Source organism: Novosphingobium sp., assembly GCF_027531025.1.
GTDB lineage: Bacteria > Pseudomonadota > Alphaproteobacteria > Sphingomonadales > Sphingomonadaceae > Novosphingobium.
Map to the genome: position 1 here is coordinate 145890 of NZ_JAPZQX010000010.1, position 22595 is coordinate 168484.

Here is a 22595-nt window from a genome sequence, read left to right on the forward strand (position 1 = left end):
CGGGGCGGCTTCCATTCGGAAACCGCCCCGCCCCGGGTACCCCATCCCGACTGAGACTTACCCGCCGCCCTTGGCGGGGCCATCGCTGCTGAAGGCATCGGCGATCGAGCAGGCCGCCGGGCCAAGGATCACCACGAACAGCACCGGCAGGATGAACAGGATCAGCGGCACGGTCATGATCGCGGGCAGGCGTGCGGCCTTTTCCTCAGCGCGCATCATGCGCTCGTTGCGGAATTCGGCGGACAGCACGCGCAGGGCCGAGGCCAGCGGCGTACCGTAGCGTTCGGTCTGGACCATGGTGGTGGTCACGCCCTTGACCGCTTCGAGATCGACGCGCCAGGCGAGGTTTTCGAAGGCCTGGCGGCGTTCGCTGAGGAACGACAGCTCGATCGCGGTCAGGGCAAATTCGTCGCCCAGTTCCGGATAGGCCCGGCCCAGTTCGCGGGCCACGCGGTTGAAGGCGGCGTCCACGGTCAGGCCCGCTTCGGCGCAGATCACCAGCAGGTCGAGCGCGTCGGGCAGACCCTTGCGGATCGCGTCGGTGCGCTTCGAGATCATGTTCTGGATGTAGATTTCCGGGCCCTTGTAGCCGATGCCGACGGCAGCGGCGAAAGCCATGAGCTTCTTTACCCCGCCCCAATCCGGGAAGTAGTTGACGCCATAGATCATGAAGCCGGCAAAGCCGCCCAGCACGATTGGCAGCACGGCCCGGGCGAAGATCACCACGATGCCGAGTTCCTTCTTGCGCACCCCCGCCTGAGCAAGCTTATGCTGAACTGTTTCTAGTTGGCTTTGCTGCAGGACTTTTAGAGTTGAGAGTGCTTCCTGCAGTTTGTCTGTCGTCTCGCTTTTGCGAACGATTTTTGCTCGCTTTTGGGCTGTCTGAGTAATCATACCCGTTTTAAGCTGATCGCGCCGCTCGTTGAGCGCCTTGACCCGCTTGGTCATGGGATCGCGGATAGTGACCGCGGTATAGATCGCGAACATCACCGCAATGGCGGCAAGACCCGCAAGGATCGAGCCGACCCAGACGACATCGACGCCGAGGAGCGTGGGACCGGGAGGGGTGTTCATCATTGTCCGTGCCTGTCCCTGCTCAGATTTCGAAACTGACCATCTTGGCCATGATGAAGGCGCCGATGCCCATCCACACCAGCCCGCCAAGGCCGGTCACGATCAGGCGATCGTCGGTGAAGAAGCCGCCCAGGTAATTCGGATTGATCCAGTAGATCATCGCGAAGACGATGAAGGGCAGGGCGCCGACGATATAGGCCGAAGCCTTGGATTCCGAGCTCATCGCGCGGATCTTGAGCTTCATCTGGGCGCGCTTGCGCAGCACGTCGGCCAGGTTCGACAGCGTTTCCGCCAGGTTGCCCCCGGTTTCGCGCTGGATCGCCAGCGTAATGCAAAAGAAGCTGAACTCGGGCGTGTTTAGCCGGTCGGCAGTGTCCTGAAGGGCATCCTCCATGGTCTTGCCGATCTTGATCCGTTCGGTAATCAGCTTGAATTCCTCGCCCACCGGGCCGGGAACTTCGCTGGCCACCACGCCCAGGGTCTCGGTCACTGGCAAGCCGGAGCGCAGGCCGCGGACCAGCAGTTCGATCGCATCGGGGAACTTGGTGGTGAAAGCGTTGGAACGCTTGCCGATGAAATAGCCGACGACCATGTGCGGCAGGCCGGCGCCGACCAGCAGGCCCACGCCCAGGGCCAGCGCGGGCGCCCCGCTGCGCAGGAAGACGAGCACCGCGATGCCCAGGGCAAGGCCGCCCGAGGCATAGAGATACTGGCTTAGCGTCCAGTCCTTGCCGGTGCGGTGCAACCGCATTTCCAGCGCGGCAATCCGGCTTTCGGACCCCGCGATCTGGTGCATCTTGGGCTTGCGTGCCGCAACGGCCTTCTTGAGCTGGGCCTCGACCTTGTCGGTCGTGCTTTCAGAGTGGCGATAGCGCACCCCTTCGAGCCGCCGTGCCGCTTCCTTGGCCGGTGAAGGGCCGCTGAAGGCCATGTAGCCCAGCACCATGAACGCCATCAGGCCCACGGCGATCAGAAGCAGTTGGGTCGGGTCCATGGTGCGCTAGAGCCTTGTTGCAGTTGGGTGGCGGACGGCTTCAGGCCTGAACCTTGGCCGGGGCGGCAGCTTCCTTGCCCTTCTTGGGCAGCAGCGACTTGAGGTCGAACTTGCCGAGCAGCGAGGACTTGGCCTTGACCGCTTCCTCGGCCGGTTCGCCTTCGCCGACCCCCTGCACCGCCTTGGCGATGTCGCGGATCACCACGCCGGCCTTGGCCGAACGGTTGGCATCGGCAAAGGTCTGGCCAAGCTTGGCGGCATTGGCCGCGGCCTTGGCATCGAACGGGATGGTGAAACCGATCTTGCGCTCGATCGAGGCTTCGAAATCGGCCTTGCTGATCTCGCCGGAGCCGGGCTGGACCTTGTTGGCGACAACGATCGTCTGCAGATGCCCGGCGTTACCCTTCAACCACGACAGGATCCGGATCGCATCGCGCGCGCCGGCCAGGGTCATTTCCGTGACCAGCAGCACGACATTCACATCGTTCAGCAGGTGCGGGAAATTGATCAGCATGTTGCGTGGCAGGTCGATCACCGTCATCTCGAAGGCCTGGCGGAACTCTTCCTGCAACTGCACGAAGGCCGCGCCGTCGGTCATCAGCGGCGAATTGATCGGTGCTTCGGCGGAGAGAATCGCGAGGTGATCGTTGGCCCGGATCATGGCGCGTTCGATGAACAGCCCGTCGATCCGGCCCGGGTTCTCGATCGCATCGGTCAGGCCGCGGCCCGGCTCGAGGTCGAGCGCCAGCGCGCCGGTGCCGAAATGGATGTCGAGATCGAGCAGCGCGGTCGGCTGCTTTTCATCGCCGCTGTAAAGCCAGGCCAGCGAGGTCGCGATGGTCGATGCGCCGACCCCGCCGCGGGTGCCGATCACGGCAACCGAGACATGCTTCTTGGCGGTGGACGGATCGTGGTTCTTCGGCGCAGCGAACACTGCCTGGGCGGCAACCAGGGCATCGCGCACCTGGACCGGCGACAGCGGCTTCAGCAGGTAATCGTGAATGCCGCTGGCCAGCAGGTCGCGGTAGAGGCGTACGTCGTTGACCTGGCCGACCGCGATCACCACCGTGCCGGGTTCGCAAACCTCGGCCAGGGCGTTGATGTCGCTCAGCGGATCGCCGCTTTCCGACAGGTCGACCAGCAGGATGTTGGGGCTGGCCGAGATTGACAGCGATTGCACCGCGTTGCGCAGGCCGCCCTTGTTGCACTTCTCGGGCGCCCAGCCCATTTCGATCACGACGGGGCGCAGCACATCGAGCGCGGCATCGTCGCAGATGAAGGCGCTGAAGGTGTCGCGGCTGCCGGCTGGGCCGGGTTTCCAGGGAGCATTCATGGCTTACTTCCCGCTCTGCGTGTTGTTCTGCTTCAGCCCGCCTTCACCGGTCGGCTTGGCTTCGCGATAGGAGTCGATTGCTTTGGTCGAGCTCATCGTCACGGTCGCACCCTTGCCGGTGGCACCCTTGAGCAGGTGCTCCGGATCGGCGACCATCGCCGCCAGGTTCGAATTCGAGGCGCAACCGTAATTGCTGCTCGTGGCGTTATAGACATTCGCGTCGGACTTGGCCGACCAGTCGGGGCAGCCAGGCACCGCGGCCGAAGAGCGCGTTACCACGATCCGGGCCGTGCCGGCGTTGACCGCGCCCGGCGTAACCGGGGCATCGGCGCTGACCAGCATGCCAAAGCGACCGGCGACGGCTTCGACCGCCGCCAGGGTTGCCCCGTTGGACAGGGGATCGTCGATCGAGATGCGATCGCCGTAGCGCAGGTCCATCGCCTCGAACCAGCCGGACAGGCGCCGGGCTTCGGGCAGCGACAGCCCGCCCGGACCGGTCGTCACGTCAAGCGTGTAGTTGGTGCGGGTCACCACCGGTTGGTGGACGCTTTCCAGGCTGGGGTTGGTCGGCATGCTGCCGCAACCGGCCAGGGCGAGCCACAGCGTGACCGAGAGTGCGGCGCCAAACGCCTTGCGGGAGTTCACCTTGTGCATCGTCGTTCCCCTCTCAGTTCAGGCTGAAGCCGGGTGCTGCGTCCTTGGTGGTCGCGGCGGTCCGGGTCTTCTTCGGGCTGCGCTTGTCGGCAGGCTGCGGAGCGGCCGGGGGCAGGTCGAGATCGCCCACCTTCGGAGCCGGCGCGCCATTGGGGGCAGCGCTCGGCTTGGGCCGGTCACCGCCGGTCTTGCCGTTGTTTTCCATGTTGCCGAAGTAACGCTGGATATCGTCAGGGTTCTGGAACCCGTCAGTCGGCAGCTTGATGTCGTTTGCATCGACCGGATTGACGAGGTAAGGCGTCACCACGATCACCAACTCGGTCTCGCCGCGCTGGAAATTGGTCGAGCGGAACAGCGAGCCGAGGATCGGCAGATCGCCGGCGCCGGGCATCTTCTTCACCGTGTTCTGGGCGCTGTTGCCCATCAGTCCGGCGATCATGAAGCTTTGCCCCGAACCCAGTTCGATCGTGGTTTCGGCGCGGCGCACGGTCAGCGCGGGCACCTGGAAGCCATTGAGCGTGATCGAACCCTGGCTCGACAGTTCCGACACTTCCGGGCGAACCCGCAGCGAAATCCGGCCATTGGCCAGCACGGTCGGCGTATAGGCCAGGCTGACCCCGAACTTCTTGTATTCGACCGAGGTGGTGCCCAGGCCCTGGCTGACCGGAATGGGATATTCACCGCCCGCGAGGAAATCGGCCGTTTCGCCCGACAGGGCGGTCAGGTTCGGTTCCGACAGGCTGGTCACCAGGCCCAGCTGTTCGCCGATGTCGAGCGCACCCAGCAGGTTCATCCCGAACAGCTTGGTCTGGGCGGCCAGCGTGGTGCCGATGGTGGCGGGGTTGATGGCCGAACCGTCAACCGTGATCAGCTTGGTCGGGTCGGTCGGATCGGGCAGCTGGATCTTGACCTTGCTACCCACGCCCAGCGCCTGGCCGGGGCCGGCGTACATGCTCGGCGCAAAGCCGGTGCGGCCCTGGCCTATGCCGAACTGGAAGCCGCCGGAACTATCGATCGTGGTCAGGTTGACGCCCAGCGTCTTGACCAGCGAACGGCTGACCTCGGCGAACTTGACGCGCAGGTTGACCTGCAGCGGCGTGGCCATCCGCAGCCGGGAAATGACATTGGTTTCCTTGCCCATGAAGGCCTCGACCAGGCGGGTCGCTTCGGCACCGTCTTCGGGCGAGGCGATCGTGCCGGTTAGCAGCACGGTATTGGTGCCCATGGTCGAAACCGCGATCTTCGCATCGGGCATGGCAACGCGCAGCATCTGGTCGACGCTGTCGATGTTCGAGCCGACGCGGATATTGGCCGACCAGATCACTTCGCCCGCCGCGTTGCTGGCATAGACGGTGGTCGTGCCACCGGCCTTGCCGAAGACATAGAGCTGGCGCTGCGACTTGACCTGGACATCGGCAATCGAATCGTTGGCGACAAAAACGTCGGCCATCGTCCCGTTGACGGTGATCAGCTGCCCGCGCCCGATCGACAGGGCGATGTCATTGGCCGGCCGGCTGACCGACTGGGCCTGGGCCGGGGCGGCAGTGACGATGGCCAGGGAGGCCACCGCGCAGGTCGCGCCGAGCAGGGTGGAGAGCAGGCGTTTCATCGGCTTGCCTTTCATCGCATCGCGATTGGCGGGGATGGGGTTGATGGTCATTTCAGCGGGCTCCGACCTGTTCGGCGACGGTTTCCTTGCCGCGCGTCACGCGGACCACCGGACCGACGCGGACCACGGCGTCACGGCCGGCGGGGCCAGCGGCGGGAGCCGGAGCACGGCTCGCCAGCTGGCGGGCGATCTGTTCGGGGCTGGGCGGCAGGTTGCGGGTCTGGAAGCGCGACACGTCGCCGCCGGTCACGAAAGTGGTGCCGCCATCGAGCGGGCGGTTCATCGCCTGGCCGAGCAGCTTTTCTTCCTGCTCGCGGCTGGCGCCGGCCGGAACCTTGACCGTGCCGCTGGCAATCGCCTGGTCAAGCTCGGCCTGGTTGTCGGCCAGGCTGCGCAGCGAGAGGCTGATCGTGCCGATGGTCTGGGCCACGGCCACCTTCTCGGCGATCTTCGGCGTCACTTCGACCGTGACGGTGCGGAAGGCGCGGACCACGGTCTTGCCTTCGACGGTCTCGCTTTCGGTCGACTGGTCAGTGGCGAGCACGCGGACATTGCGCAGGATCGTCTCGGCGGTCTTCAGCGATTCGGAGGAACCCTGCGAACGCACCGTCTGGGTCAGGACGAGGTCGACCCGGTCACCCGGGAAGACGAAGCCGCCAACACCCGTCTTCTGCGAAACGGGGATGGTGACGGCGCGCATGCCCGGGCCAAGCGCGGCGGCAAGGAAGCCGCGGTCACCAGGCGAGACGAGCGCGCCCTGGGTAACCGGCTGGCCGGCGGTAACCGGATAGCGCACCACCGTGCCGAGCAGCTTGTTCATGTCGGCTTCGCCGTCGATGAAATAGGCGTCCTGCACCATTTCCTTCGGCCATTGCTGGAACGAAACCGAGTCGGCCGTGATGATCGTGCCGACCGGCAAGGCGCGTTGCGCCACCAGAACCTTGGGGCCCCGCGGGACCTGCTGGGCCGCTTCGGCCTTGGGAGCGGAACCCCCGGTCAGCAGGCTCCTTGCGGCCATGGCCGTGCCGATCGCAATAACCAGCGCGCCAAGCAGCAGCATCAGCTTCTTCTTATCCATGGCTTTGCGAGCCCCCTAGAAAGATCCTGTCAATTGGATCGCTTGATCGCCCAAAGTGGTTAAAATCCGGTTCACCCCAGCCCGCCTGTCAGGACGGAAGCCTGGGCGGCGGGAAGAAAGTGGCTGGCCAGCACCCACAGCCCGGCTGCGGAGATTGCGACGCCGTAGGGCACCGCCAGTCGCTCGGGCCGCCGCCGGGCCTTGTGCCAGACGGCCAAGACCAGGGTCAGCACCCCGCCCAGCAGCGCCATGATCACCACCAGCTTGAGGAAGACCGCCGGGCTGAGCCACAGCGCCAGCGCCGTCAGCAGCTTGACATCGCCGCCACCCATCGCGCGGATCGCGAACAGGCCGGCACAGATTGCGAAGGTCAGCACTGCAACGCCCAGCTGCCAGGCCACGTCCGGCCACAGCGCCAGGCCACTGGCCCACCAGAAAAGCGGGGCGGTGGCGGCAATGGCGAGATTGAGCCAGTTGTCGATCTGGCGGCGGCGGATGTCGGTAAAGGCGGCAACCAGCAGCGCGATTGCCAAGGCCCCCAGCAGTACGTATTGAAAATCGACGTTCGGCATTGCCCGCCCCCTGCTATCAGGGGCTTGGATACAGGGCAGGGCTTACCAAAAAGTAACCAACGCCAAGAGGCTGGAATTAGCCAAATGCCCGCTCCGTTCGATCGCCGGTCCATTCCCGAGGGCGCCGTGGAGGGATTGTGGAAGGCCGCCGATGGCCAGGCCATCCGCCGGATCGACTGGGCCGGTTCCGCCCCGCGCGGCAGCGTGCTGTTCCTCGGCGGGCGGGCGGACTTCTATGAAAAGTACCTCGAAGCCCTGGCCCACTGGCAGGGCCGGGGCTGGAACGTGACCAGCTTCGATTGGCGCGGGCAGGGCGGATCGGGCCGGCTGGGGTTTGATCCCTATACCGGCCATATAGACGATTACGCCACCTGGGTGGCCGATCTCGGGGCCTTCTGGCGTGAGTGGTGCGCGGGCGCGCCGAGGCCGCGGATCGTGATCGGCCATTCGATGGGCGGGCATCTCGCCTTGCGGGCCGCCGCCGAGGGCGTGATCGATCCGGCACGGCTGGTGCTGTGCGCGCCGATGCTGGGGCTGCGCGATGGCAACATGCCCGACGGGCTGCTGCACTGGGTGGCGAAGGCCATGTGCCGGATCGGCGATCCGCGGCGTCCGGCCTGGAAATGGAGCGAAAAGCCCGGTCAGCCGCCAGAAAGCCGCGGCGATCTGCTGACCCACGATCCGGAGCGATATGCCGATGAACTGTGGTGGCGCGCTGCCCGGCCTGAGCTGGTCATGGGGCCGGGCAGCTGGGGCTGGGTTGAGCGGGCCTATGCCTCGATGCGCTGGCTGGCGCACGCCGGCGTGCTGGCCCGGGTGCGCCAGCCGGTGCTGATCCTGGCAACCGAGCGCGACCAGCTGGTCAGCTTCAAGGCGATCGTCCGCGCCGCCCAGCGCTTGCCAGCCTGCGAGCTGGTGCGCCATGGCGAAGAAGCGCGGCATGAGATCCTGCGCGAGGCCGATCCGGTGCGCCTCGCCGCCCTCGCGCGGATCGATGCCTTCATCGATGGAGCCGGGGTTTGAACGAAGGGTTCGATTTCGCGATTGTTGGTGCCGGGATCGCGGGGGCCTCGCTGGCGGCCGGGCTCGCGCCGCATGGCCGCGTCCTGCTGCTCGAGGCGGAGGACCAGCCCGGGTACCACTCGACCGGGCGCTCGGCCGCGTTCTGGACCGAGAGCTATGGCGGGCCGATGGTCCAGCCGCTTACGACCGCCTCCGGCCCGTTCCTGCACCGGCATGGCTTCCTCCAACCGCGCGGCGCGCTGACCCTGGCGCGGCGGACCGAGCTGGCCGCGCTTGAGGCCTTCGCCAGCGAATTCCGCGCCTTGGGCGTGCAGGTGGACGACCTGGACCGGGCGGCGCTGGAACAGCGCTTGCCAGGGCTGAAGGACGAATGGGTGCGCGGCGCCTTCGAACCTGAATGCTGCGATATCGACGTCGCCGGGCTGCACCAGCACTGGCTCGCCGCCGCGCGCCAGGGCGGGGCCGAACTGTGGACCCGCGCACGGCTGGAACGCGCCGGGCAGGCTGCGGGCGGCTGGACGCTGACCCTGGCCGATGGACGGACGGCCCAGGCCGCGATCCTGGTCAATGCCGCCGGGGCCTGGGCCGATCCGGTGGCCGAATGCGCTGGGGTGCGGCCGCTCGGCGTGCAGCCCTATCGCCGCACCGTCGCGCAATTGCGGCTGGCCGATGGCCCGCCCGCAGACCTGCCGCTGGTGCTGGGGATCGACGGTTCGTTCTATTTCAAGCCCGAGGCCGGCCGGCTGTGGCTCAGCCCGCACGACGAAACCCCGTCGCCCCCCTGCGATGCTGCGCCCGAGGAGCTGGACGTGGCGATCGCGATTGACCGGTTCGAAGCGGTGGTGGACTGGCCGATCACCCGGATCGAGCACCGCTGGGCGGGCCTGCGCTCGTTCGCCCCGGATCGCCTGCCGGTCTATGGCTTTGACCCCGACCGGGCCGGGTTCTTCTGGTTTGCCGGGCAGGGCGGCTTCGGCATTCAGACCGCCCCGGCGGCGGCGGACCTGGCCGTGGGCCTGCTGCTCGGCCAGCCCCATGGCGCGGTTGACCCGGCGCCCTATGCACCGGGCAGGTTTTGCTAGCGAATCGTTTTGTTTAACGTAGTCTCAGGTGTTTATCGCGACCACCAAGGAGTCCGTGCGATGGCCCACAAGTTCGAGATCTACAAGGACAAGGCGGGCGAATTCCGCGTCCGCTTCAAGTACAATTCGGAAGTGATGTTCTCGACCGAAGGCTATGCCAGCAAGGCAAGCGCCGAGAATGCCATTGCCTCGATCAAGAAGAACGGGCCCGACGCGCCGATCGAAGACAACAGCTAGGCTTTCAGGCCCCGCCCAGCCGCAGCGCGGCATCGCTGGCGAGGCGATCGGCCCGCTCGTTCTCGGGATGGCCGTCATGGCCCTTGACCCAGATCCAGTCGATCCGGTGCCGGGCCTTGGCCGACCATAGCTCCTGCCAGAGGTCGGCATTGAGCACCGGCTTCTTGGCGGCGTTCTTCCAGCCGTTCTTCTGCCAGCCGAAGATCCACTTGGTGATCCCGTCGATCACATAGCGGCTGTCGGTGTGGAGGGCGACGTGGCAGGGTTCCTTCAGCGCGGTCAGCGCGCGGATCACCGCGGTCAGTTCCATCCGGTTATTGGTGGTCTGTGGCTCGTGCCCGGACAGTTCCTTCTCGTGCTGGCCCATGCGCAGCACCGCGCCCCAGCCGCCGGGGCCGGGATTGCCTTTGCAGGCTCCGTCAGTGAAAATCTCCACCCGCTTCATGGTGCGGCGAAGAGCCCGGCATTGGCGGGATCGCCGTAGAAGGCCAGTCGCCGGGCATAGGCCAGCGGATCCTTGCGGGTCACCAGCGCATCGGCCGGGGTATTCACCCAGTCCCAGGCGCGGGTCATGGCAAAGCGCAGCGAGGCCCCTTGGGCGAGCAGCGGCAAGGCCGCCCGCTCGGCCGGTTCGAGCGGACGCACCGCCTCGTATCCGGCCAGCAGCGCCGCCGACAGCGCGGGATCGAACTGTTTGCCATCGTTCGAGAAACACCAGGCCGCGTGGGTCACGGCGAGGTCATAGGCGAGCAGATCGGTGCAGGCGAAGTAGAAGTCGATCAGCCCCGCAACGCGGTTGCCCAGCATCAGGACGTTGTCGGGAAACAGGTCAGCGTGGATCGTGCCGCTTGGCAGGTCGGCCGGCCAGGCCGCGACCACGGCCGGCAGCTCGCGCGCTACCTGTGCGGCAAAGCCCTGGTCGATCGCGGCGAGGCCGCTTGGCCCCAGGGCATCGGCCAGCCGCTGCCATTCTGCCGGACCCATGCCATTGGCGCGGGTCGCCGGGAAATCGGCGGCGGCGAGGTGCAGCTGGGCCAATGCCCGGCCCACCGCCTCGGCCTGGCCCGGCGTTGGCGCGCTCACCGAAACGCCCGGCAGGAACTCGATCAGGGCAATCGCCTTGCCATCGAGCAGGCGAAAGCGCTGGCCTGCGCGGTCATGGATCGTGCGCGGCACCGGGCAGCCCTTGTCGGCCAGGTGATCGAGCAGGGCCAGGAAGAACGGCAGGTCTTCCAGCTCGATCCGGTATTCGTACATCGTCAGGATGAAGCGCGCGCCGGATCCATCGGCCCCGGTGGTCTCGACCAGCCAGTTGCTGTTCGAAATCCCCTCGGCGATCCCCTTGACCGAGGTCAGCTCGCCCACGTCGTATTCGGCCACCAGCGCGGCCAGAACCTCGGCGCCAAGGTGGGTATAGACCGCCACTCCCGCGCGCCTATTCGGCCAGCTGGCGCGGCAGCTTGAAGGTGATCTTTTCCTCGGCGGTGACGACCTGTTCCATCGCGACATTGCGGAAGCTGGCGATCCGGTCGATCACTTCCTGGACCAGTGTTTCCGGGGCGGAGGCGCCGGCGGTCAGCCCCATGGTGGTCACGCCATCCAGCCAGGCCTCGTCGATTTCCGCGCCGCGCTGGATCAGTCGAGCGGCCGCGCCGCAGCGCTCCGCCACTTCGACCAGCCGCAGCGAGTTCGAGCTGTTGGGCGCGCCGATCACCAGCACCAGCTGGCATTCCCCGGCAATCGCCTTGACCGCCGATTGGCGGTTCGAGGTGGCATAGCAGATGTCCTCGGCCTTGGGGGCGACGACCTGCGGGAAACGGGCCTTGATCGCCTTGACGATCTCGGCTGTGTCGTCGACCGACAGGGTCGTCTGGGTCAGGAAGGACAGCGGGGCATCGGCGGGGAAATCCAGCCCGGCCACATCTTCCAACGTTTCCACCAGGGTCATGTTGCCATCGGGCACCTGGCCGAAAGTGCCGATCACTTCCGGATGGCCCTTGTGGCCGATGAACAGGATGTGCCGCCCGGCCTCGATCTGCCGTTCGGCCTGGCGATGGACCTTGCTGACCAGCGGACAGGTGGCATCGAGCCAGTCCAGCCCGCGCAAGGTGGCTTCGGCCGGGACGCTCTTGGGCACGCCGTGGGCGCTGAACACCACCGGTGCGCCATCGGGCACCTCGTCCAGTTCCTCGACGAAGATCGCGCCTTTGGCCCGCAGGCCATCGACCACGTAGCGGTTATGCACGATCTCGTGCCGGACATAGACCGGCGCGCCATAGCGGGCCAGCGCCCGTTCGACGATCTCGATGGCACGGTCGACCCCGGCACAGAAGCCGCGCGGGGCGGCCAGCAGCAGGCGAAGGTCGGGCTTGTCGGGCTTTGAAAAGGGCGCGTTCATGTTCGCCCCCCTAGCGCTTTGGCTTTCACGCCGCTAGGGCAAGTTCAGCTCTTGCCGAGGGACCAGCCAGAATGATGCTTCGTAACCGCCTGATCACCACCGTAGCCCTTGCCGCCGCGTTGGCCGGGTGCCGAGGCACCGGGGACCTGGTGGTGGATGAAGGCGTGGGGATCACCGCCGTGCGCAGCGCCTGCCCGGCCGTGGGCGTGCCCGACTATACGGGCGATATCACCCTGTTCCGCACTCCCGGCGTAACCACGGCGGACAATATCGACTTGGTGGCCGCGCTCACCAATGTCCGCCCGGCCTGTAACGATACCGGTGAAAAGGTCTTCACCTCGGCCACGTTCGATGTCCTGGCCCGGCGCACCGACACGCGCAGCGCGCGCCAGGTGACCCTGCCCTATTTCGTCACCGTCCTGCGTGGCGGCAGCGCGGTGGTGACCAAGCGGGTCGGCTCGGTCACGCTCAACTTCGCCGACGGACAGGAACGCGCCCAGGCGAGCGGCCAAGCCAGTTCCTATGTCGACAAGGCCGAAGCCAGCCTGCCGCCAGAGATTCGCGAGCTGATCACCCGCAAGCGCAAGGCTGGCGATGCCGATGCGGCGGTCGATCCGCTCTCGCGCCCCGAAGTGAAGGCCGCGGTGAATCGCGCCACCTTCGAAATGCTGGTCGGCTTCCAGCTGACGCAGGACCAGCTGACCTACAACGCCACCCGCTGATCGTCGGCCTTCCGCTGGAAGGTTCCATTTCCGGCACAAACCGTCTAACCGGCGCGCCATGACTGCCGCCCAGACCCTGCACGCCGCCTTTGTTGGCCACGTTTCCGCCGCGCTCGATGCGCTTGAGGCCGCCGGTACCCTGCCGGGCGGGCTGAGCCGCGCCGCCGTTACGGTCGAGCCGCCGCGCGATACCGCCCACGGCGATCTTGCGACGAATGCGGCGATGGTGCTGGCCAAGCCTGCCGGCATGAACCCGCGCGCCCTAGCCGAGGCGCTGGTGGCCGAACTGGCCAAGGCGCCAGGCGTTTCTGCGGCCGAGATCGCCGGGCCGGGCTTCATCAACCTGAAGGTCGATGCCGCCGCCTGGCTCGCCGAACTGCGCGCGATCGCCGCGTTGGGGACGGATTATGGCCGCTCGGCGCTGGGGCAGGGCAGCACGGTCAATGTCGAATATGTCTCGGCCAACCCGACCGGGCCGATGCATATGGGCCATTGCCGCGGCGCGGTGGTGGGCGATGCACTGGCGGCCTTGCTGGAATTCGCCGGGCACAAGGTGATCCGGGAATACTACGTCAACGATGCCGGCGGCCAGGTCGATGTCCTCGCCCGCTCGGTTCACCTGCGTTACCGCGAAGCGCTGGGCGAGGACGTGGGCGAGATTCCCGAAGGCCTCTATCCGGGCGATTACCTGGTCCCGACCGGGCACCGCCTTGCCACCCATTACGGCAGCAAGTTCGTCGGCGCCCCGGAAAGCGAATGGCTGGCCCTGTTCCGCAAGGAAGCCGTGGCCGACATGCTGGCAATGATCAAGGACGACCTTGGTCTGCTGGGCATTCACCATGACCTGTTCAGTTCCGAGGCCGAACTGCAGGCCGCGGGCAAGCCCGAAGAGGCGGAAAAGTGGCTCCGCGCGCACGACCTGGTCTATGACGGCCATCTTGAGGCCCCCAAGGGCAAGACGCCCGAGGACTGGGAGCCGGTCGAACTGCCGCTGTTCCGTTCGACCAAGTTCGGCGACGATCAGGACCGTCCGATCAAGAAGAGCGATGGCAGCTGGACCTATTTCGGGGCCGACCTCGCCTATCACTTCCAGAAAGCGCAGAGCGCCGATGCCCTGGTCGATATCTGGGGCGCGGACCATGCCGGCACGGTCAAGCGGATCAAGGCTGCCGTTGCGGCGATGACCGGGGCCGAGGGCAAGGCCACCCCGTTCGAGGTCAAGCTGGTGCAGATGGTTCAGCTGCTGCGCGATGGCGAACCGGTCAAGATGTCGAAGCGCAGCGGCAATTTCATCACGCTGGCGGATGTTGTGCGCGAAGTGGGCAAGGACGTCGTCCGCTTCACCATGCTGACCCGCAAGCCCGAAGCCCAGATGGACTTCGACTTTGCCAAGGTGGTCGAAGCCTCGAAGGACAACCCGGTCTTCTACGTGCAGTATGCCCATGCCCGGATCTGCTCGACCCTGCGCAAGGCCGCGGCCGAAGGCTTTGGTCCCGGCGATGCGGCACTGGACCGGCTGGGCGAAGAGGAGTTGGCGCTGGTCAAGCTGGCCGCGCAGTTCCCGCGCCTGGTCGAGGCCGCCGCCGCCGCGCGCGAGCCGCACCGGATCGCCTTCTTCCTCCATGATCTGGCCGCCGCGTTCCATGGCTACTGGAACCTGGGCAACGACCGCCCCGAAAAGCGCTTCATCGTGGCACGGGATGGGGAACTGACTGCGGCAAGGCTTTATCTCGCTACGCAAATCGGGCAACTTGTCCGTAATGGCCTGGGCCTGCTTGGCGTGGAGGCAGTGGAGGAAATGTGATCATGGTGGGGGCAAGCGACGATCGCAGGTTCGATAACGATGGCGACGCCTGGGATGATGGCGACGACCGGCTGGAAACGGCCCAGCTTGAACTGACCGGCGATGAAGAGCGCCTGCCCTGGCTGGAATCGGCCGAGGATGACGAGCCTTCGACCTATGAAGGCTATGACACCGGGCGGATGCTGCTGCTGTTCGTGCTGGGCATCGTCGCGCTTGGCGCGGTGGTCGGCGGGATCTGGTGGGCCAGCAATCGCGGGGCCGATCCGGAACTGGTGGCCGATGGCAGCGTGATCCCGGCCCCGGCCGAACCTTACAAGACCCCGCCCGAAAACCCCGGTGGCAAGACCTTCGACGGCACCGGCGATTCGAGCTTTGCCGTCTCCGAAGGGCAGAACCGGCCAGCCCAGCTTGCCAGTGCCGCGCCCAGTGCGGCGCCTGCCGCTGCCCCGGCTCCGGCGGCCACCGCTGCCCCGGCTGGCCCTGCTGCGCCCAAGGCGGCGGCAACGGGCGGCGTCGGTGTCCAGGTGGGGGCCTTCTCGTCGCAGGCTTCGGCCGAGGCAGGCTGGCAGAAGCTGGTGGCCCAGGCCAACGGCGTGTTGACCGGCGTGCCCCACCGGGTGATCGCGGGCAGCGCCGATATCGGCACGGTCTACCGGCTCCAGGCGGTTGCACCAGATGCCGGTGCGGCCAGTGCGCTGTGCGGCAAGCTCAAGGCGGCGGGCATTTCCTGCACGGTCAAGTAAGCCGGTAATCCACACCATCTGCCCGCCGGGCGCTTGCGCCGGGGCAGGCTTGCTGCAACGCTTCATGCCATGACTCCCGCCATTTTCGGCCTTTCCGGATTGACGTTGACCGCCGATGAGCGGGCCTTCTTCCGCGAGGCCGATCCGGCGGGCTACATCCTGTTCGGCCGCAATATCGAAAGCCGCGAACAGGTCCGCGCGCTGACCGATGACCTGCGTTCGATCCACGGGCGCGAGAAGCTGCTGATCTCGATCGACCAGGAAGGCGGCCGGGTCGCGCGGATGAAGCCGCCGGTCTGGCCGGCCTATCCGGCAGGCGCCATGTTCGACCGGCTGTTCGATCTGGCCCCGGCCTCGGCGATCGAGGCTGCTCGTGCCAATGCCGAGGCACTGGGGCATGACCTGTTCGAGGTCGGGATTACCTGCACCCACGCCCCCGTGCTCGACGTGCGCCAGCACGGCGCACATGACGTGATCGGGGACCGTGCCTATGGGTTCGAGCCACTGCGGGTGGCCGCGATCGGCCGGGCCGTGCTCGATGGCCTGGCCCGCGCCGGGGTGGCGGGTACGATCAAGCATATGCCGGGGCACGGCCGATCGCAGGTCGATACCCACAAGGAACTGCCGACGGTCACCGCCACGGCCGAGGAACTGGGAGCGGACATTGCCCCGTTCCGTGCGCTCCGCGATGCGCCGATGGGGATGACCGGGCACCTCGTCTTCACCGCCTGGGATGCCAGCCGTCCCGCCACCCAGTCCCCCATCGTGATCGAACAGGTGATCCGCGGCGCCATCGGCTTCGACGGGCTGCTGATGACCGACGATCTCGACATGGAAGCGCTGTCCGGCACGGTGCCGGAACGCGCCGAAGCGGCGATCCGGGCCGGGTGCGATATCGCGCTCAATTGCTGGGCAAAGCTGGACGACATGGCCGGGATCTGCGCGCGCCTGGGCGCGATGAGCGCGGCCACCACCGCTCGCCACGCCCGCGCCCTGGCCTCGTTCGGCAAGCCGCAGCGCAGCGCCGACCAGGCCGAACTGGTGGCCAGGCGCGATGCGCTGTTCGCCCTGCTCGACGGGGCGGAGGTGCGGGCATGACCCGGCGACAGGCTCAGGGCAATAGGCATGGATGAGCTGACCGACAGCCCGGCAATCAGCCTGCCTGGCGACGAGTGGGACGGTCCGGCCGTCGCCGCGACCGAGGACGTTGCGCTCTACCTCGAGCTCGATGGCTGGGAAGGTCCGCTCGACCTCCTGCTCGACCTTGCTCGGCGGCAGAAGGTGGACCTGCGCACGATCTCGATCCTGGCGCTGGTCGACCAGTACCTGAATTACATCGAGCGGGCCGAGGCGCTGCGGCTGGAACTGGCGGCGGATTACCTCGTGATGGCGGCCTGGCTGGCCTACCTCAAGTCAGCGCTGCTGCTCCCGCGCGAGGAACAGCCGGATCCCAGCCCTGAGGAACTGGCGCTTCGCCTGCAATTGCGGCTCCAGCGGCTGGCGGCGATGCGCGATGCCGCGGCGCGGCTGATGGGGCGCGACCGGCTGGGCCGCGATGTCTTCCTGCGCGGCGCGCCCGAAGGCCTGCGGGTCGATCGCAAGGCGAAATGGCAGTGTGACTGGTTCGCGTTGGTCCAGGCCTATGGCCAGGTGAAGGCCCGCACCCAACCGGTGGTGCACATGGTGCGCGACCGGATGGTGATGACGCTGGACAGCGCCCTGTCGCGGGTTTCGGCCATGCTGGGGGTCAACCTCGACTGGATGGAATTGCGGGATTTCCTGCCCCCCCATGCTGATCCGAAACTGCGTCGTTCGGCCATGGCCTCCAGCTTCGTCGCGGCGCTGGAGCTGGCACGGCTGGGCAAGGCCGAATTGCAGCAGGACCAGGTCTTTGGCCCGCTGATGCTGCGGGGGATCAAGGCGTGAATCGCCCTGACGACCTGGCCCGCGCGGTTGAGGCGACATTGTTCGCGGCAGAAGAGCCGATGAGCGTCGAGGCGATTTCGGCGCACCTGGGAGGAGCTGATGTCAGGGCGGCACTGGCCGAACTGGCGGAGACCTATGCCCAGCGCGGCATCCATCTGGTCGAGCGGGGCAAGCGCTGGCATTTCCAGACCGCGCCGGATCTCGCGCACCTGCTGCGGCGCGAGCGTGAGGAGGTGCGGCGGCTCTCGCGCGCAGCGACCGAGGTGCTGGCGATTGTGGCTTATCACGAGCCCGTCAGCCGCGCGGAAATCGAGGCAATCCGCGGGGTCCAGACTGCCAAGGGTACGCTCGACGTGCTGATGGAGGCGGGCTGGGTGCGGATCGTCGGGCGGCGCGAGGTACCAGGGCGACCGGTGATCTATGCCACCACGCCCGAATTCCTGACCCATTTCGGCCTCGAAAGCCGCCGTGATCTGCCGGGGCTGGACGAGCTCAAGGCCGCCGGCCTGCTCGATCCGGTCGAGGATGCCCTGGCCGAAGCGATGGAAACTGCCGGTGAAGCGAACGAAAGCGGTGAGGGCGGGCTGGCAAGCGAGGATGAAAGCGCCTAGATAGGCGCCAGCGGGGCAAGGGTCCTCGAAACGGAGTCGGTTACATGGGCGGTTTTTCTATCTGGCACTGGCTGATCGTGCTGCTGGTCGTGCTGATCCTGTTCGGGCGCGGCCGGGTCTCGGAAATCATGGGTGATTTCGGCAAGGGCATCAAAAGCTTCAAGCAGGGCATGACCGACGAAGAAACCAAGCCGGCGGCCCCTCCGGCGCAGATTCCCGCGCCTCCGGCCGAGGCTGCGCCGACCACCGAGGCGAGCAAGACCGAGCAGAAATAAGCCGGCAGGACCAGTCGTTTGTTCGATATCGGCGCCTCCGAGCTGCTGCTGATCGTGATCGTGGCGGTGGTGGTGATCGGTCCCAAGGACCTGCCACTGGCGCTGCGCACCGCGGGGCGCTGGATCGGCAAGGTCCGGCGGGTGTCCGGCCATTTCCGCGCGGGCGTGGAAACCATGATCCGCGAGGCCGAGCTGGCCGAGATGGAAAAGAAGTGGCGCGAGCAGAACGAGGCGATCATGCGCGAGTTTCCGGCCGAATCCGCCACGGCGGAAGCCGGGCTGGTCGGGCAGGATCCCGGCACAGTAAAATCGGCGGAAATCAGCGCATCAGCGGCCCCCACGGCGGCGCCACCAGCGGCACCGGCGGGCACTGAACCGGCACCAAAGCGGCGCACCAGGGCCACTAAGAAGGCACCAAAGCGCACCACCACGCAAAGCGGGGCGGATTGACGCCATGGTGCTGAAGATCAAGGACATCGACGAGACCCAGGCCCCGCTGCTCGACCACCTGGTCGAACTGCGCACCCGGCTGATGCGCTGCATCCTGGCGCTGGTCCTGGCCTTCTTCGTCTGCTTCTATTTCGCGAACGACATTTTCGGTTTTCTGGTCCGTCCGCTGACCCAGGCCTTTCCGCCGGGGCAGGGCAAGCTGATCTACACCCAGCTTTACGGAGCCTTCTTCGTCGAGATCAAGGTGGCGCTGTTCGCTGCCTTCATGGTCTGCTTCCCGATCATCGCCAACCAGCTGTGGGCCTTCGTTGCGCCGGGGCTCTATGCCAAAGAGAAGAAGGCCTTCCTGCCCTTCCTGCTGGCAACGCCGGTGCTGTTCACGCTGGGCGCGGCCATGGCCTATTACCTGGTCATGCCCACGGCGTTCCACTTCTTCCTGGGGTTCGAGGGTGAGCGCGGCGGGCTGTCGCTGGAAGCCTTGCCGGAGACCGGCGCCTATCTGACGCTGGTGATGCAGTTCATCATGGCCTTCGGGATCAGCTTCCTGCTGCCGGTCCTGCTGCTGCTGCTCAACACCGCCGGGATCGTCAGCCGCCAGCAGCTGATTACCGCGCGGCGCTATGTGATCGTGGCGATCACCGTGGTGGCCGCGATCGTCACGCCGCCGGACGTGATCTCGCAGCTGATGCTCGCGATCCCGCTGTGGCTGCTCTACGAAAGCGCCCTGCTGGTGATGCGCTTTACCGAGGCGAAGGAAACCGGGACCGAGATTGCCCCGGTTCCGCCCGAAACCCTGGGTTAGCGGCCGCCGCCCTGCTGATGCACCAGCTTGCCGCCGACCCACACCTGCAAGACCTGGGTGGCGCGCAGCTGTGACGGGCTGGCGAGCAGCGGATCGCGGTCAACCAGCAGGAAGTCCGCCCGTTCGCCCTTGACCAGCCGGCCAAAGCGACCCTCGGCAAAGCCGGCATAGGCCCCGCCGGCGGTATAGGCGGTGAGGGCCAGTTCGCGGCTGACCCGTTCCTGCGGCTGCCAGCCGCCAACCGGCTCGCCATCGGGGCCAGTGCGGCTGATCGCCGCGGCAAGGCCCGTCCAGGGATCGGCCAGCTCCACCGGCACGTCGGACCCGAAGGCCAGCTTCGCGCCACTCTCGGCCAGGCTGTGCCAGGCATATGCTCCGCTCAGCCGGTTCGGGCCCAGCCGCGCTTCGGCCATCAGCCGGTCGGAGGTCTGGTGGACCGGCTGCATCGAGGCGATCACCCCGGCCTTGGCAAAGCGAGGGATATCCGCCGGATCGACCACCTGGGCGTGTTCGATCCGCCAGCGCCGGTCGCCGGTATAGGTGGCGGTCATGTCCTCGATCGCGGTCAGCGCCGAGGCATTGGCTTCGTCCCCGATGGCGTGGACGGCCACCTGGAACTTGTCCAGTGCGGCCCGGCTGATCATGTTCTTGAGCTGGGTGTCGTTCGTTACCCGCAGGCCCTTGGTGGCGGCATCGGCATAGGGCGCCTTCAGGCTGGCTCCGCGCGAACCCAGCGCACCATCGGAATAGAGCTTCACCCCGTTCAAGCGCAGCTTGTCGTCATAAAGCCAGGGTGAGGGGCCGGGGCCGCCGATCAGCACCATGTTGTCGGTGCCCATGGCATAGGCCATGATCCGCACGTTGAGCGTACCGTTGTCGCCCGCGCGGCGGAACGCCTGCCAGTCCTCGATCGTGGTGCCCATGTCGGCAATCGCGGTCACGCCGCGGGCCAGCAGGATCTGCTGCGCCTTGGCCAGCGCCAGGTCGCGGTCTTCCGGGCGCGGGGCGGGCACGACCTTGCTGACCAGTTCCATCGCGTTATCGACCAGCACCCCGGCGGGCTTGCCCCCGGCCAGGCGCTCGATCGAACCCCCGGCGGGCGCCTTGGTCAGCGCGGTGATCCCGGCGGCTTCAAGCGCCCGGCCATTGGCCCAGCCGGCATGGCCATCGACCCGTTCGAGCCAGACCGGCCGGTCGCCGACCACGGCATCGAGCTCGGCGGCGGTGGGAAAGCGCTTTTCCGGCCACAGTTCCTGGTTCCAGCCGCGCCCCAGGATCCACGGGCGATCGGGGTTGGCGCGGGCATAGTCACCGATCTTCGCCAGCGCTTCGGTCAGCGATTTCGTTTCCGACAGGTCCAGCGTCAGCGCCGAGAAGCCCAGGCTCATCACGTGGCCGTGGCTGTCGATCATGCCGGGCACCATGACCTGGCCTTGCCCGTCGAGCTTGTAATCGATCCGGGCCGGGCGGGCATCGCCACGCTTCAGCACCTGCGCCACGCGGCCATCGGTGCCGATCACCAGCCCGGTAAAGCGGGAGACGCCACCGGTATCGTCGATGGTCACGCCATCGACATTGTCGATCAGCGTATCGGCCAGTGCCGGGGCGGAGAGGGCCAGCGCCGCTGTGGCGGCCAGCAGCGCGCGGATCATGCTCCACCCCGCTTGGGCAGGCGCCGCACCAGCGCCGAGGTATCCTGCCGGCCACCGCCGAGCGCCTGCACTTCGGCATAGAACTGGTCGATCAGCGCGGTCACGCCCAGCGATACGCCCAGCGAGCGCCCTTCATCCAGCGTCAGGCCCAGGTCCTTGCGCATCCAGTCCACCGCGAAGCCAAAATCGAATTCGTCTTTCGCCATGGTGTGCCAGCGGTTGTCCATCTGCCAGCTCTGCGATGCCCCGCCGGAGATGGCTTCGTAGACCTTGTCGAGATCGAGGTGCGCGGCCTGGGCAAAGCGCATGGCTTCGGACAGGCTGGCCAATACTCCGGCGAAGGCGATCTGGTTGACCATCTTGGTGGTCTGCCCCGCGCCGGCCTTGCCGACATGGACGATCCGCTTGGTATAGGCTTCCATGATCGGGCGGGCCGCCTCGATCGCCTCGGCGCGGCCACCGCACATCACGGTCAGCGTGCCGTTTTCCGCGCCGGCCTGCCCGCCGGTAACGGGAGCATCGACGCAGTGGACCTGCAGGTCGCGCGCTTCGACCGCGATCTGGCGGGCGATCTTGGCCGAAACCGTGGTGTGATCGATGAACACCGCGCCCTTGCGCAGTGCGGCGAAGATCCCGGTGGGGCCAAGGACCACATCGGCCAGGTCATCGTCGTTGCCAACACAGGTCAGCACCACCTGCGCGCCTTCGGCCGCCTCGGCCGGGGTCTGCGCCACCCGCACGGCCAGCCCCGGATTGGCGGCCTGCCATTTTTCGAGCCGCTGCGGGCTGCGGTTGTAGATGGTCAGCTTGTGCCCGGCCTGGCCGATGTGGCGCGCGATCGCGCCGCCCATCACGCCCAGGCCCAGGAACGATACGTGTTTCGGTTCGCTCATGCCCCGGTCATAGCGGGCTTTGCGCGCTTTGCCAGCAGCCAGCGCTACGGGCTTTAGTGGTATTCGAGGTAGACCGTGAAATCGCCGGCATAGACGCCGGGGGCCTGCCCGGCATTGATGAACAGCCGCGCCCCGAAATTGACCACGGTTTCGCCGCCCGAAATCGTGACGACCGCGCCCGGGCCGCCCGGAAACAGCGGCTCGGCCATGATCGGATCGCCCGGGCCGGTCAGCTGGAACGTTGGATCGAAGTTGACCTGCACATTGGCGTCCGAGCCGGTCAGGCGCAGTTCCGACATGGCAAAGCCGCTGACGCAGACCAGCGTGGGATCGCAGCTGCGGGTGCCGCTGCCGGGGTTGAGTTCGATCACCCCGGCCGTGCCGGTGGTGGCCACGCGGCCGAAATCCATGTCGAGCAGGACGGCATACTGGATGTTTTCCAGCACCTGGGCCTGGGCCGTGGCGGTCTGGGCCGTGGCGGCCAGGGCCGGGGCGGGCAGGGCCAGCAGGGCGGCGGCCACACTGGCCAGTCCGGCTGCGGTCATCCTTGCGCGCATCGTCATCCCTCCCGGTGGCCGCACTGCGAGCCGGAGACGAGGTTACCGCGCCGCTGGTCGCCAAAGCCACAACCGGGATGGTTAACCCGGCAACAATTCGTGCTTG

Annotated in this window: 25 protein-coding genes; 12 read left to right on the top strand and 13 right to left on the bottom strand. The window is 66.9% G+C overall.

Going from position 1 to position 22595, the window contains the following annotated elements; genetic code table 11:
- Nucleotides 1-57: 57 nt before the first annotated feature.
- From O9281_RS14375 to O9281_RS14405, 7 genes are all read right to left on the bottom strand, one after another.
- Nucleotides 58-1077: a type II secretion system F family protein gene (locus O9281_RS14375; protein WP_298187220.1), complete on the bottom strand. Its 1020-nt coding sequence runs from the start codon at nt 1075-1077 to the stop codon at nt 58-60.
- Between the two features lie 19 nt (nt 1078-1096).
- Nucleotides 1097-2068: a type II secretion system F family protein gene (locus O9281_RS14380; RefSeq protein ID WP_298187222.1), complete on the bottom strand. Its 972-nt coding sequence runs from the start codon at nt 2066-2068 to the stop codon at nt 1097-1099.
- Nucleotides 2069-2108: 40 nt separating this feature from the next.
- Complete coding sequence (locus tag O9281_RS14385; protein WP_298187225.1) at nt 2109-3401, bottom strand: pilus assembly protein CpaE; 1293 nt, start codon at nt 3399-3401, stop codon at nt 2109-2111.
- Nucleotides 3402-3404: 3 nt separating this feature from the next.
- The gene (locus tag O9281_RS14390) at nt 3405-4055 is read right to left on the bottom strand and encodes a CpaD family pilus assembly protein (protein ID WP_298187227.1); all 651 of its coding nucleotides are present in this window, start codon (nt 4053-4055) and stop codon (nt 3405-3407) included.
- Between the two features lie 13 nt (nt 4056-4068).
- Entirely contained in the window at nt 4069-5715 is a 1647-nt protein-coding gene (locus O9281_RS14395) for a type II and III secretion system protein family protein (protein ID WP_298187230.1), read from the bottom strand.
- A gap of 1 nt (nt 5716) precedes the next feature.
- Nucleotides 5717-6742: a Flp pilus assembly protein CpaB gene (gene cpaB, locus O9281_RS14400; protein WP_298187232.1), complete on the bottom strand. Its 1026-nt coding sequence runs from the start codon at nt 6740-6742 to the stop codon at nt 5717-5719.
- 71 nt (nt 6743-6813) lie between these two features.
- Nucleotides 6814-7314 (bottom strand): prepilin peptidase, encoded by a 501-nt coding sequence (locus O9281_RS14405; protein WP_298187235.1) that lies wholly within the window; start codon nt 7312-7314, stop codon nt 6814-6816.
- An 84-nt stretch (nt 7315-7398) separates the two neighbouring features.
- On the opposite strand from O9281_RS14405, the gene O9281_RS14410 reads away from it, so the two are divergent.
- Genes O9281_RS14410 through O9281_RS14420 form a run of 3 tightly spaced genes read left to right on the top strand, consistent with a single transcriptional unit; the run spans nt 7399 to nt 9656 of the window.
- Nucleotides 7399-8337: an alpha/beta fold hydrolase gene (locus tag O9281_RS14410; RefSeq protein ID WP_298187238.1), complete on the top strand. Its 939-nt coding sequence runs from the start codon at nt 7399-7401 to the stop codon at nt 8335-8337.
- Nucleotides 8334-9419 carry an FAD-binding oxidoreductase gene (locus tag O9281_RS14415; protein WP_298187241.1) on the top strand — a complete coding sequence of 362 codons (1086 nt, stop codon included), beginning with the start codon at nt 8334-8336 and terminating at the stop codon, nt 9417-9419. The genes O9281_RS14410 and O9281_RS14415 overlap by 4 nt, the downstream gene beginning before the upstream one ends.
- 60 nt (nt 9420-9479) lie before the next feature.
- On the top strand, nt 9480-9656 hold the full coding sequence (locus tag O9281_RS14420) for a YegP family protein (protein ID WP_298187244.1): 177 nt from the start codon (nt 9480-9482) through the stop codon (nt 9654-9656).
- 4 nt (nt 9657-9660) lie between these two features.
- On the opposite strand, the gene rnhA is transcribed toward O9281_RS14420, so the two are convergent.
- From rnhA to ispH, 3 genes are read right to left on the bottom strand one after another with little or no spacing between them, the layout of a single operon-like run.
- On the bottom strand, nt 9661-10101 hold the full coding sequence (gene rnhA, locus O9281_RS14425) for a ribonuclease HI (RefSeq protein ID WP_298187246.1): 441 nt from the start codon (nt 10099-10101) through the stop codon (nt 9661-9663).
- A complete protein-coding gene (gene thrB / locus O9281_RS14430) occupies nt 10098-11081 on the bottom strand; it encodes a homoserine kinase (RefSeq protein WP_298187250.1) in 984 nt (327 codons plus the stop codon). The genes rnhA and thrB overlap by 4 nt, the downstream gene beginning before the upstream one ends.
- A 10-nt stretch (nt 11082-11091) precedes the next feature.
- On the bottom strand, nt 11092-12054 hold the full coding sequence (gene ispH, locus O9281_RS14435; protein ID WP_298187251.1) for a 4-hydroxy-3-methylbut-2-enyl diphosphate reductase: 963 nt from the start codon (nt 12052-12054) through the stop codon (nt 11092-11094).
- A 71-nt stretch (nt 12055-12125) separates the two neighbouring features.
- Here ispH and O9281_RS14440 point away from each other — a divergent pair, with 71 nt between their 5' ends.
- From O9281_RS14440 to tatC, 9 genes are all read left to right on the top strand, one after another.
- Nucleotides 12126-12776, top strand: a complete 651-nt coding sequence (locus tag O9281_RS14440; protein WP_298187253.1) for a hypothetical protein — start codon at nt 12126-12128, stop codon at nt 12774-12776.
- 58 nt (nt 12777-12834) lie between these two features.
- The gene (argS, locus tag O9281_RS14445; protein ID WP_298187256.1) at nt 12835-14580 is read left to right on the top strand and encodes an arginine--tRNA ligase; all 1746 of its coding nucleotides are present in this window, start codon (nt 12835-12837) and stop codon (nt 14578-14580) included.
- Between the two features lie 2 nt (nt 14581-14582).
- Nucleotides 14583-15323, top strand: coding sequence for an SPOR domain-containing protein (locus O9281_RS14450; protein ID WP_298187259.1), 741 nt, complete (start codon nt 14583-14585; stop codon nt 15321-15323).
- Between the two features lie 69 nt (nt 15324-15392).
- Nucleotides 15393-16421 (top strand): beta-N-acetylhexosaminidase, encoded by a 1029-nt coding sequence (gene nagZ / locus O9281_RS14455; protein ID WP_298187261.1) that lies wholly within the window; start codon nt 15393-15395, stop codon nt 16419-16421.
- Between the two features lie 27 nt (nt 16422-16448).
- Entirely contained in the window at nt 16449-17249 is an 801-nt protein-coding gene (locus tag O9281_RS14460) for a ScpA family protein (RefSeq protein ID WP_298187264.1), read from the top strand.
- Nucleotides 17246-17860: an SMC-Scp complex subunit ScpB gene (gene scpB / locus O9281_RS14465; protein ID WP_298187266.1), complete on the top strand. Its 615-nt coding sequence runs from the start codon at nt 17246-17248 to the stop codon at nt 17858-17860. The genes O9281_RS14460 and scpB overlap by 4 nt, the downstream gene beginning before the upstream one ends.
- Before the next feature lie 44 nt (nt 17861-17904).
- A complete protein-coding gene (locus O9281_RS14470) occupies nt 17905-18135 on the top strand; it encodes a twin-arginine translocase TatA/TatE family subunit (RefSeq protein WP_298187269.1) in 231 nt (76 codons plus the stop codon).
- Nucleotides 18136-18153: 18 nt separating this feature from the next.
- On the top strand, nt 18154-18585 hold the full coding sequence (gene tatB / locus O9281_RS14475; protein ID WP_298187272.1) for a Sec-independent protein translocase protein TatB: 432 nt from the start codon (nt 18154-18156) through the stop codon (nt 18583-18585).
- A 4-nt stretch (nt 18586-18589) separates the two neighbouring features.
- Complete coding sequence (gene tatC, locus O9281_RS14480) at nt 18590-19387, top strand: twin-arginine translocase subunit TatC (protein WP_298187275.1); 798 nt, start codon at nt 18590-18592, stop codon at nt 19385-19387.
- On the opposite strand, the gene O9281_RS14485 is transcribed toward tatC, so the two are convergent.
- From O9281_RS14485 to O9281_RS14495, 3 genes are read right to left on the bottom strand one after another with little or no spacing between them, the layout of a single operon-like run.
- The gene (locus tag O9281_RS14485; protein WP_298187277.1) at nt 19384-21039 is read right to left on the bottom strand and encodes an amidohydrolase; all 1656 of its coding nucleotides are present in this window, start codon (nt 21037-21039) and stop codon (nt 19384-19386) included. The two genes, tatC and O9281_RS14485, sit on opposite strands and share 4 nt — an antisense overlap.
- The gene (locus tag O9281_RS14490; protein WP_298187280.1) at nt 21036-21932 is read right to left on the bottom strand and encodes an NAD(P)-dependent oxidoreductase; all 897 of its coding nucleotides are present in this window, start codon (nt 21930-21932) and stop codon (nt 21036-21038) included. Before O9281_RS14490 ends, O9281_RS14485 begins: the two co-directional genes overlap by 4 nt.
- Nucleotides 21933-21985: 53 nt before the next feature.
- On the bottom strand, nt 21986-22477 hold the full coding sequence (locus O9281_RS14495; protein ID WP_298187285.1) for a DUF4402 domain-containing protein: 492 nt from the start codon (nt 22475-22477) through the stop codon (nt 21986-21988).
- Between the last annotated feature and the right edge of the window lie 118 nt (nt 22478-22595).

Coding starts and splice junctions, on each gene's coding strand:
- O9281_RS14375 (WP_298187220.1), bottom strand. CDS start 1,077: ATGATGAACACCCCTCCCGGTCCCACGCTCCTCGGCGTCGATGTCGTC.
- O9281_RS14380 (WP_298187222.1), bottom strand. CDS start 2,068: ATGGACCCGACCCAACTGCTTCTGATCGCCGTGGGCCTGATGGCGTTC.
- O9281_RS14385 (WP_298187225.1), bottom strand. CDS start 3,401: ATGAATGCTCCCTGGAAACCCGGCCCAGCCGGCAGCCGCGACACCTTC.
- O9281_RS14390 (WP_298187227.1), bottom strand. CDS start 4,055: ATGCACAAGGTGAACTCCCGCAAGGCGTTTGGCGCCGCACTCTCGGTC.
- O9281_RS14395 (WP_298187230.1), bottom strand. CDS start 5,715: ATGACCATCAACCCCATCCCCGCCAATCGCGATGCGATGAAAGGCAAG.
- cpaB (WP_298187232.1), bottom strand. CDS start 6,742: ATGGATAAGAAGAAGCTGATGCTGCTGCTTGGCGCGCTGGTTATTGCG.
- O9281_RS14405 (WP_298187235.1), bottom strand. CDS start 7,314: ATGCCGAACGTCGATTTTCAATACGTACTGCTGGGGGCCTTGGCAATC.
- O9281_RS14410 (WP_298187238.1), top strand. CDS start 7,399: ATGCCCGCTCCGTTCGATCGCCGGTCCATTCCCGAGGGCGCCGTGGAG.
- O9281_RS14420 (WP_298187244.1), top strand. CDS start 9,480: ATGGCCCACAAGTTCGAGATCTACAAGGACAAGGCGGGCGAATTCCGC.
- rnhA (WP_298187246.1), bottom strand. CDS start 10,101: ATGAAGCGGGTGGAGATTTTCACTGACGGAGCCTGCAAAGGCAATCCC.
- ispH (WP_298187251.1), bottom strand. CDS start 12,054: ATGAACGCGCCCTTTTCAAAGCCCGACAAGCCCGACCTTCGCCTGCTG.
- O9281_RS14440 (WP_298187253.1), top strand. CDS start 12,126: ATGATGCTTCGTAACCGCCTGATCACCACCGTAGCCCTTGCCGCCGCG.
- argS (WP_298187256.1), top strand. CDS start 12,835: ATGACTGCCGCCCAGACCCTGCACGCCGCCTTTGTTGGCCACGTTTCC.
- O9281_RS14450 (WP_298187259.1), top strand. CDS start 14,583: ATGGTGGGGGCAAGCGACGATCGCAGGTTCGATAACGATGGCGACGCC.
- nagZ (WP_298187261.1), top strand. CDS start 15,393: ATGACTCCCGCCATTTTCGGCCTTTCCGGATTGACGTTGACCGCCGAT.
- O9281_RS14460 (WP_298187264.1), top strand. CDS start 16,449: ATGGATGAGCTGACCGACAGCCCGGCAATCAGCCTGCCTGGCGACGAG.
- O9281_RS14470 (WP_298187269.1), top strand. CDS start 17,905: ATGGGCGGTTTTTCTATCTGGCACTGGCTGATCGTGCTGCTGGTCGTG.
- tatC (WP_298187275.1), top strand. CDS start 18,590: ATGGTGCTGAAGATCAAGGACATCGACGAGACCCAGGCCCCGCTGCTC.
- O9281_RS14485 (WP_298187277.1), bottom strand. CDS start 21,039: ATGATCCGCGCGCTGCTGGCCGCCACAGCGGCGCTGGCCCTCTCCGCC.
- O9281_RS14490 (WP_298187280.1), bottom strand. CDS start 21,932: ATGAGCGAACCGAAACACGTATCGTTCCTGGGCCTGGGCGTGATGGGC.
- O9281_RS14495 (WP_298187285.1), bottom strand. CDS start 22,477: ATGACCGCAGCCGGACTGGCCAGTGTGGCCGCCGCCCTGCTGGCCCTG.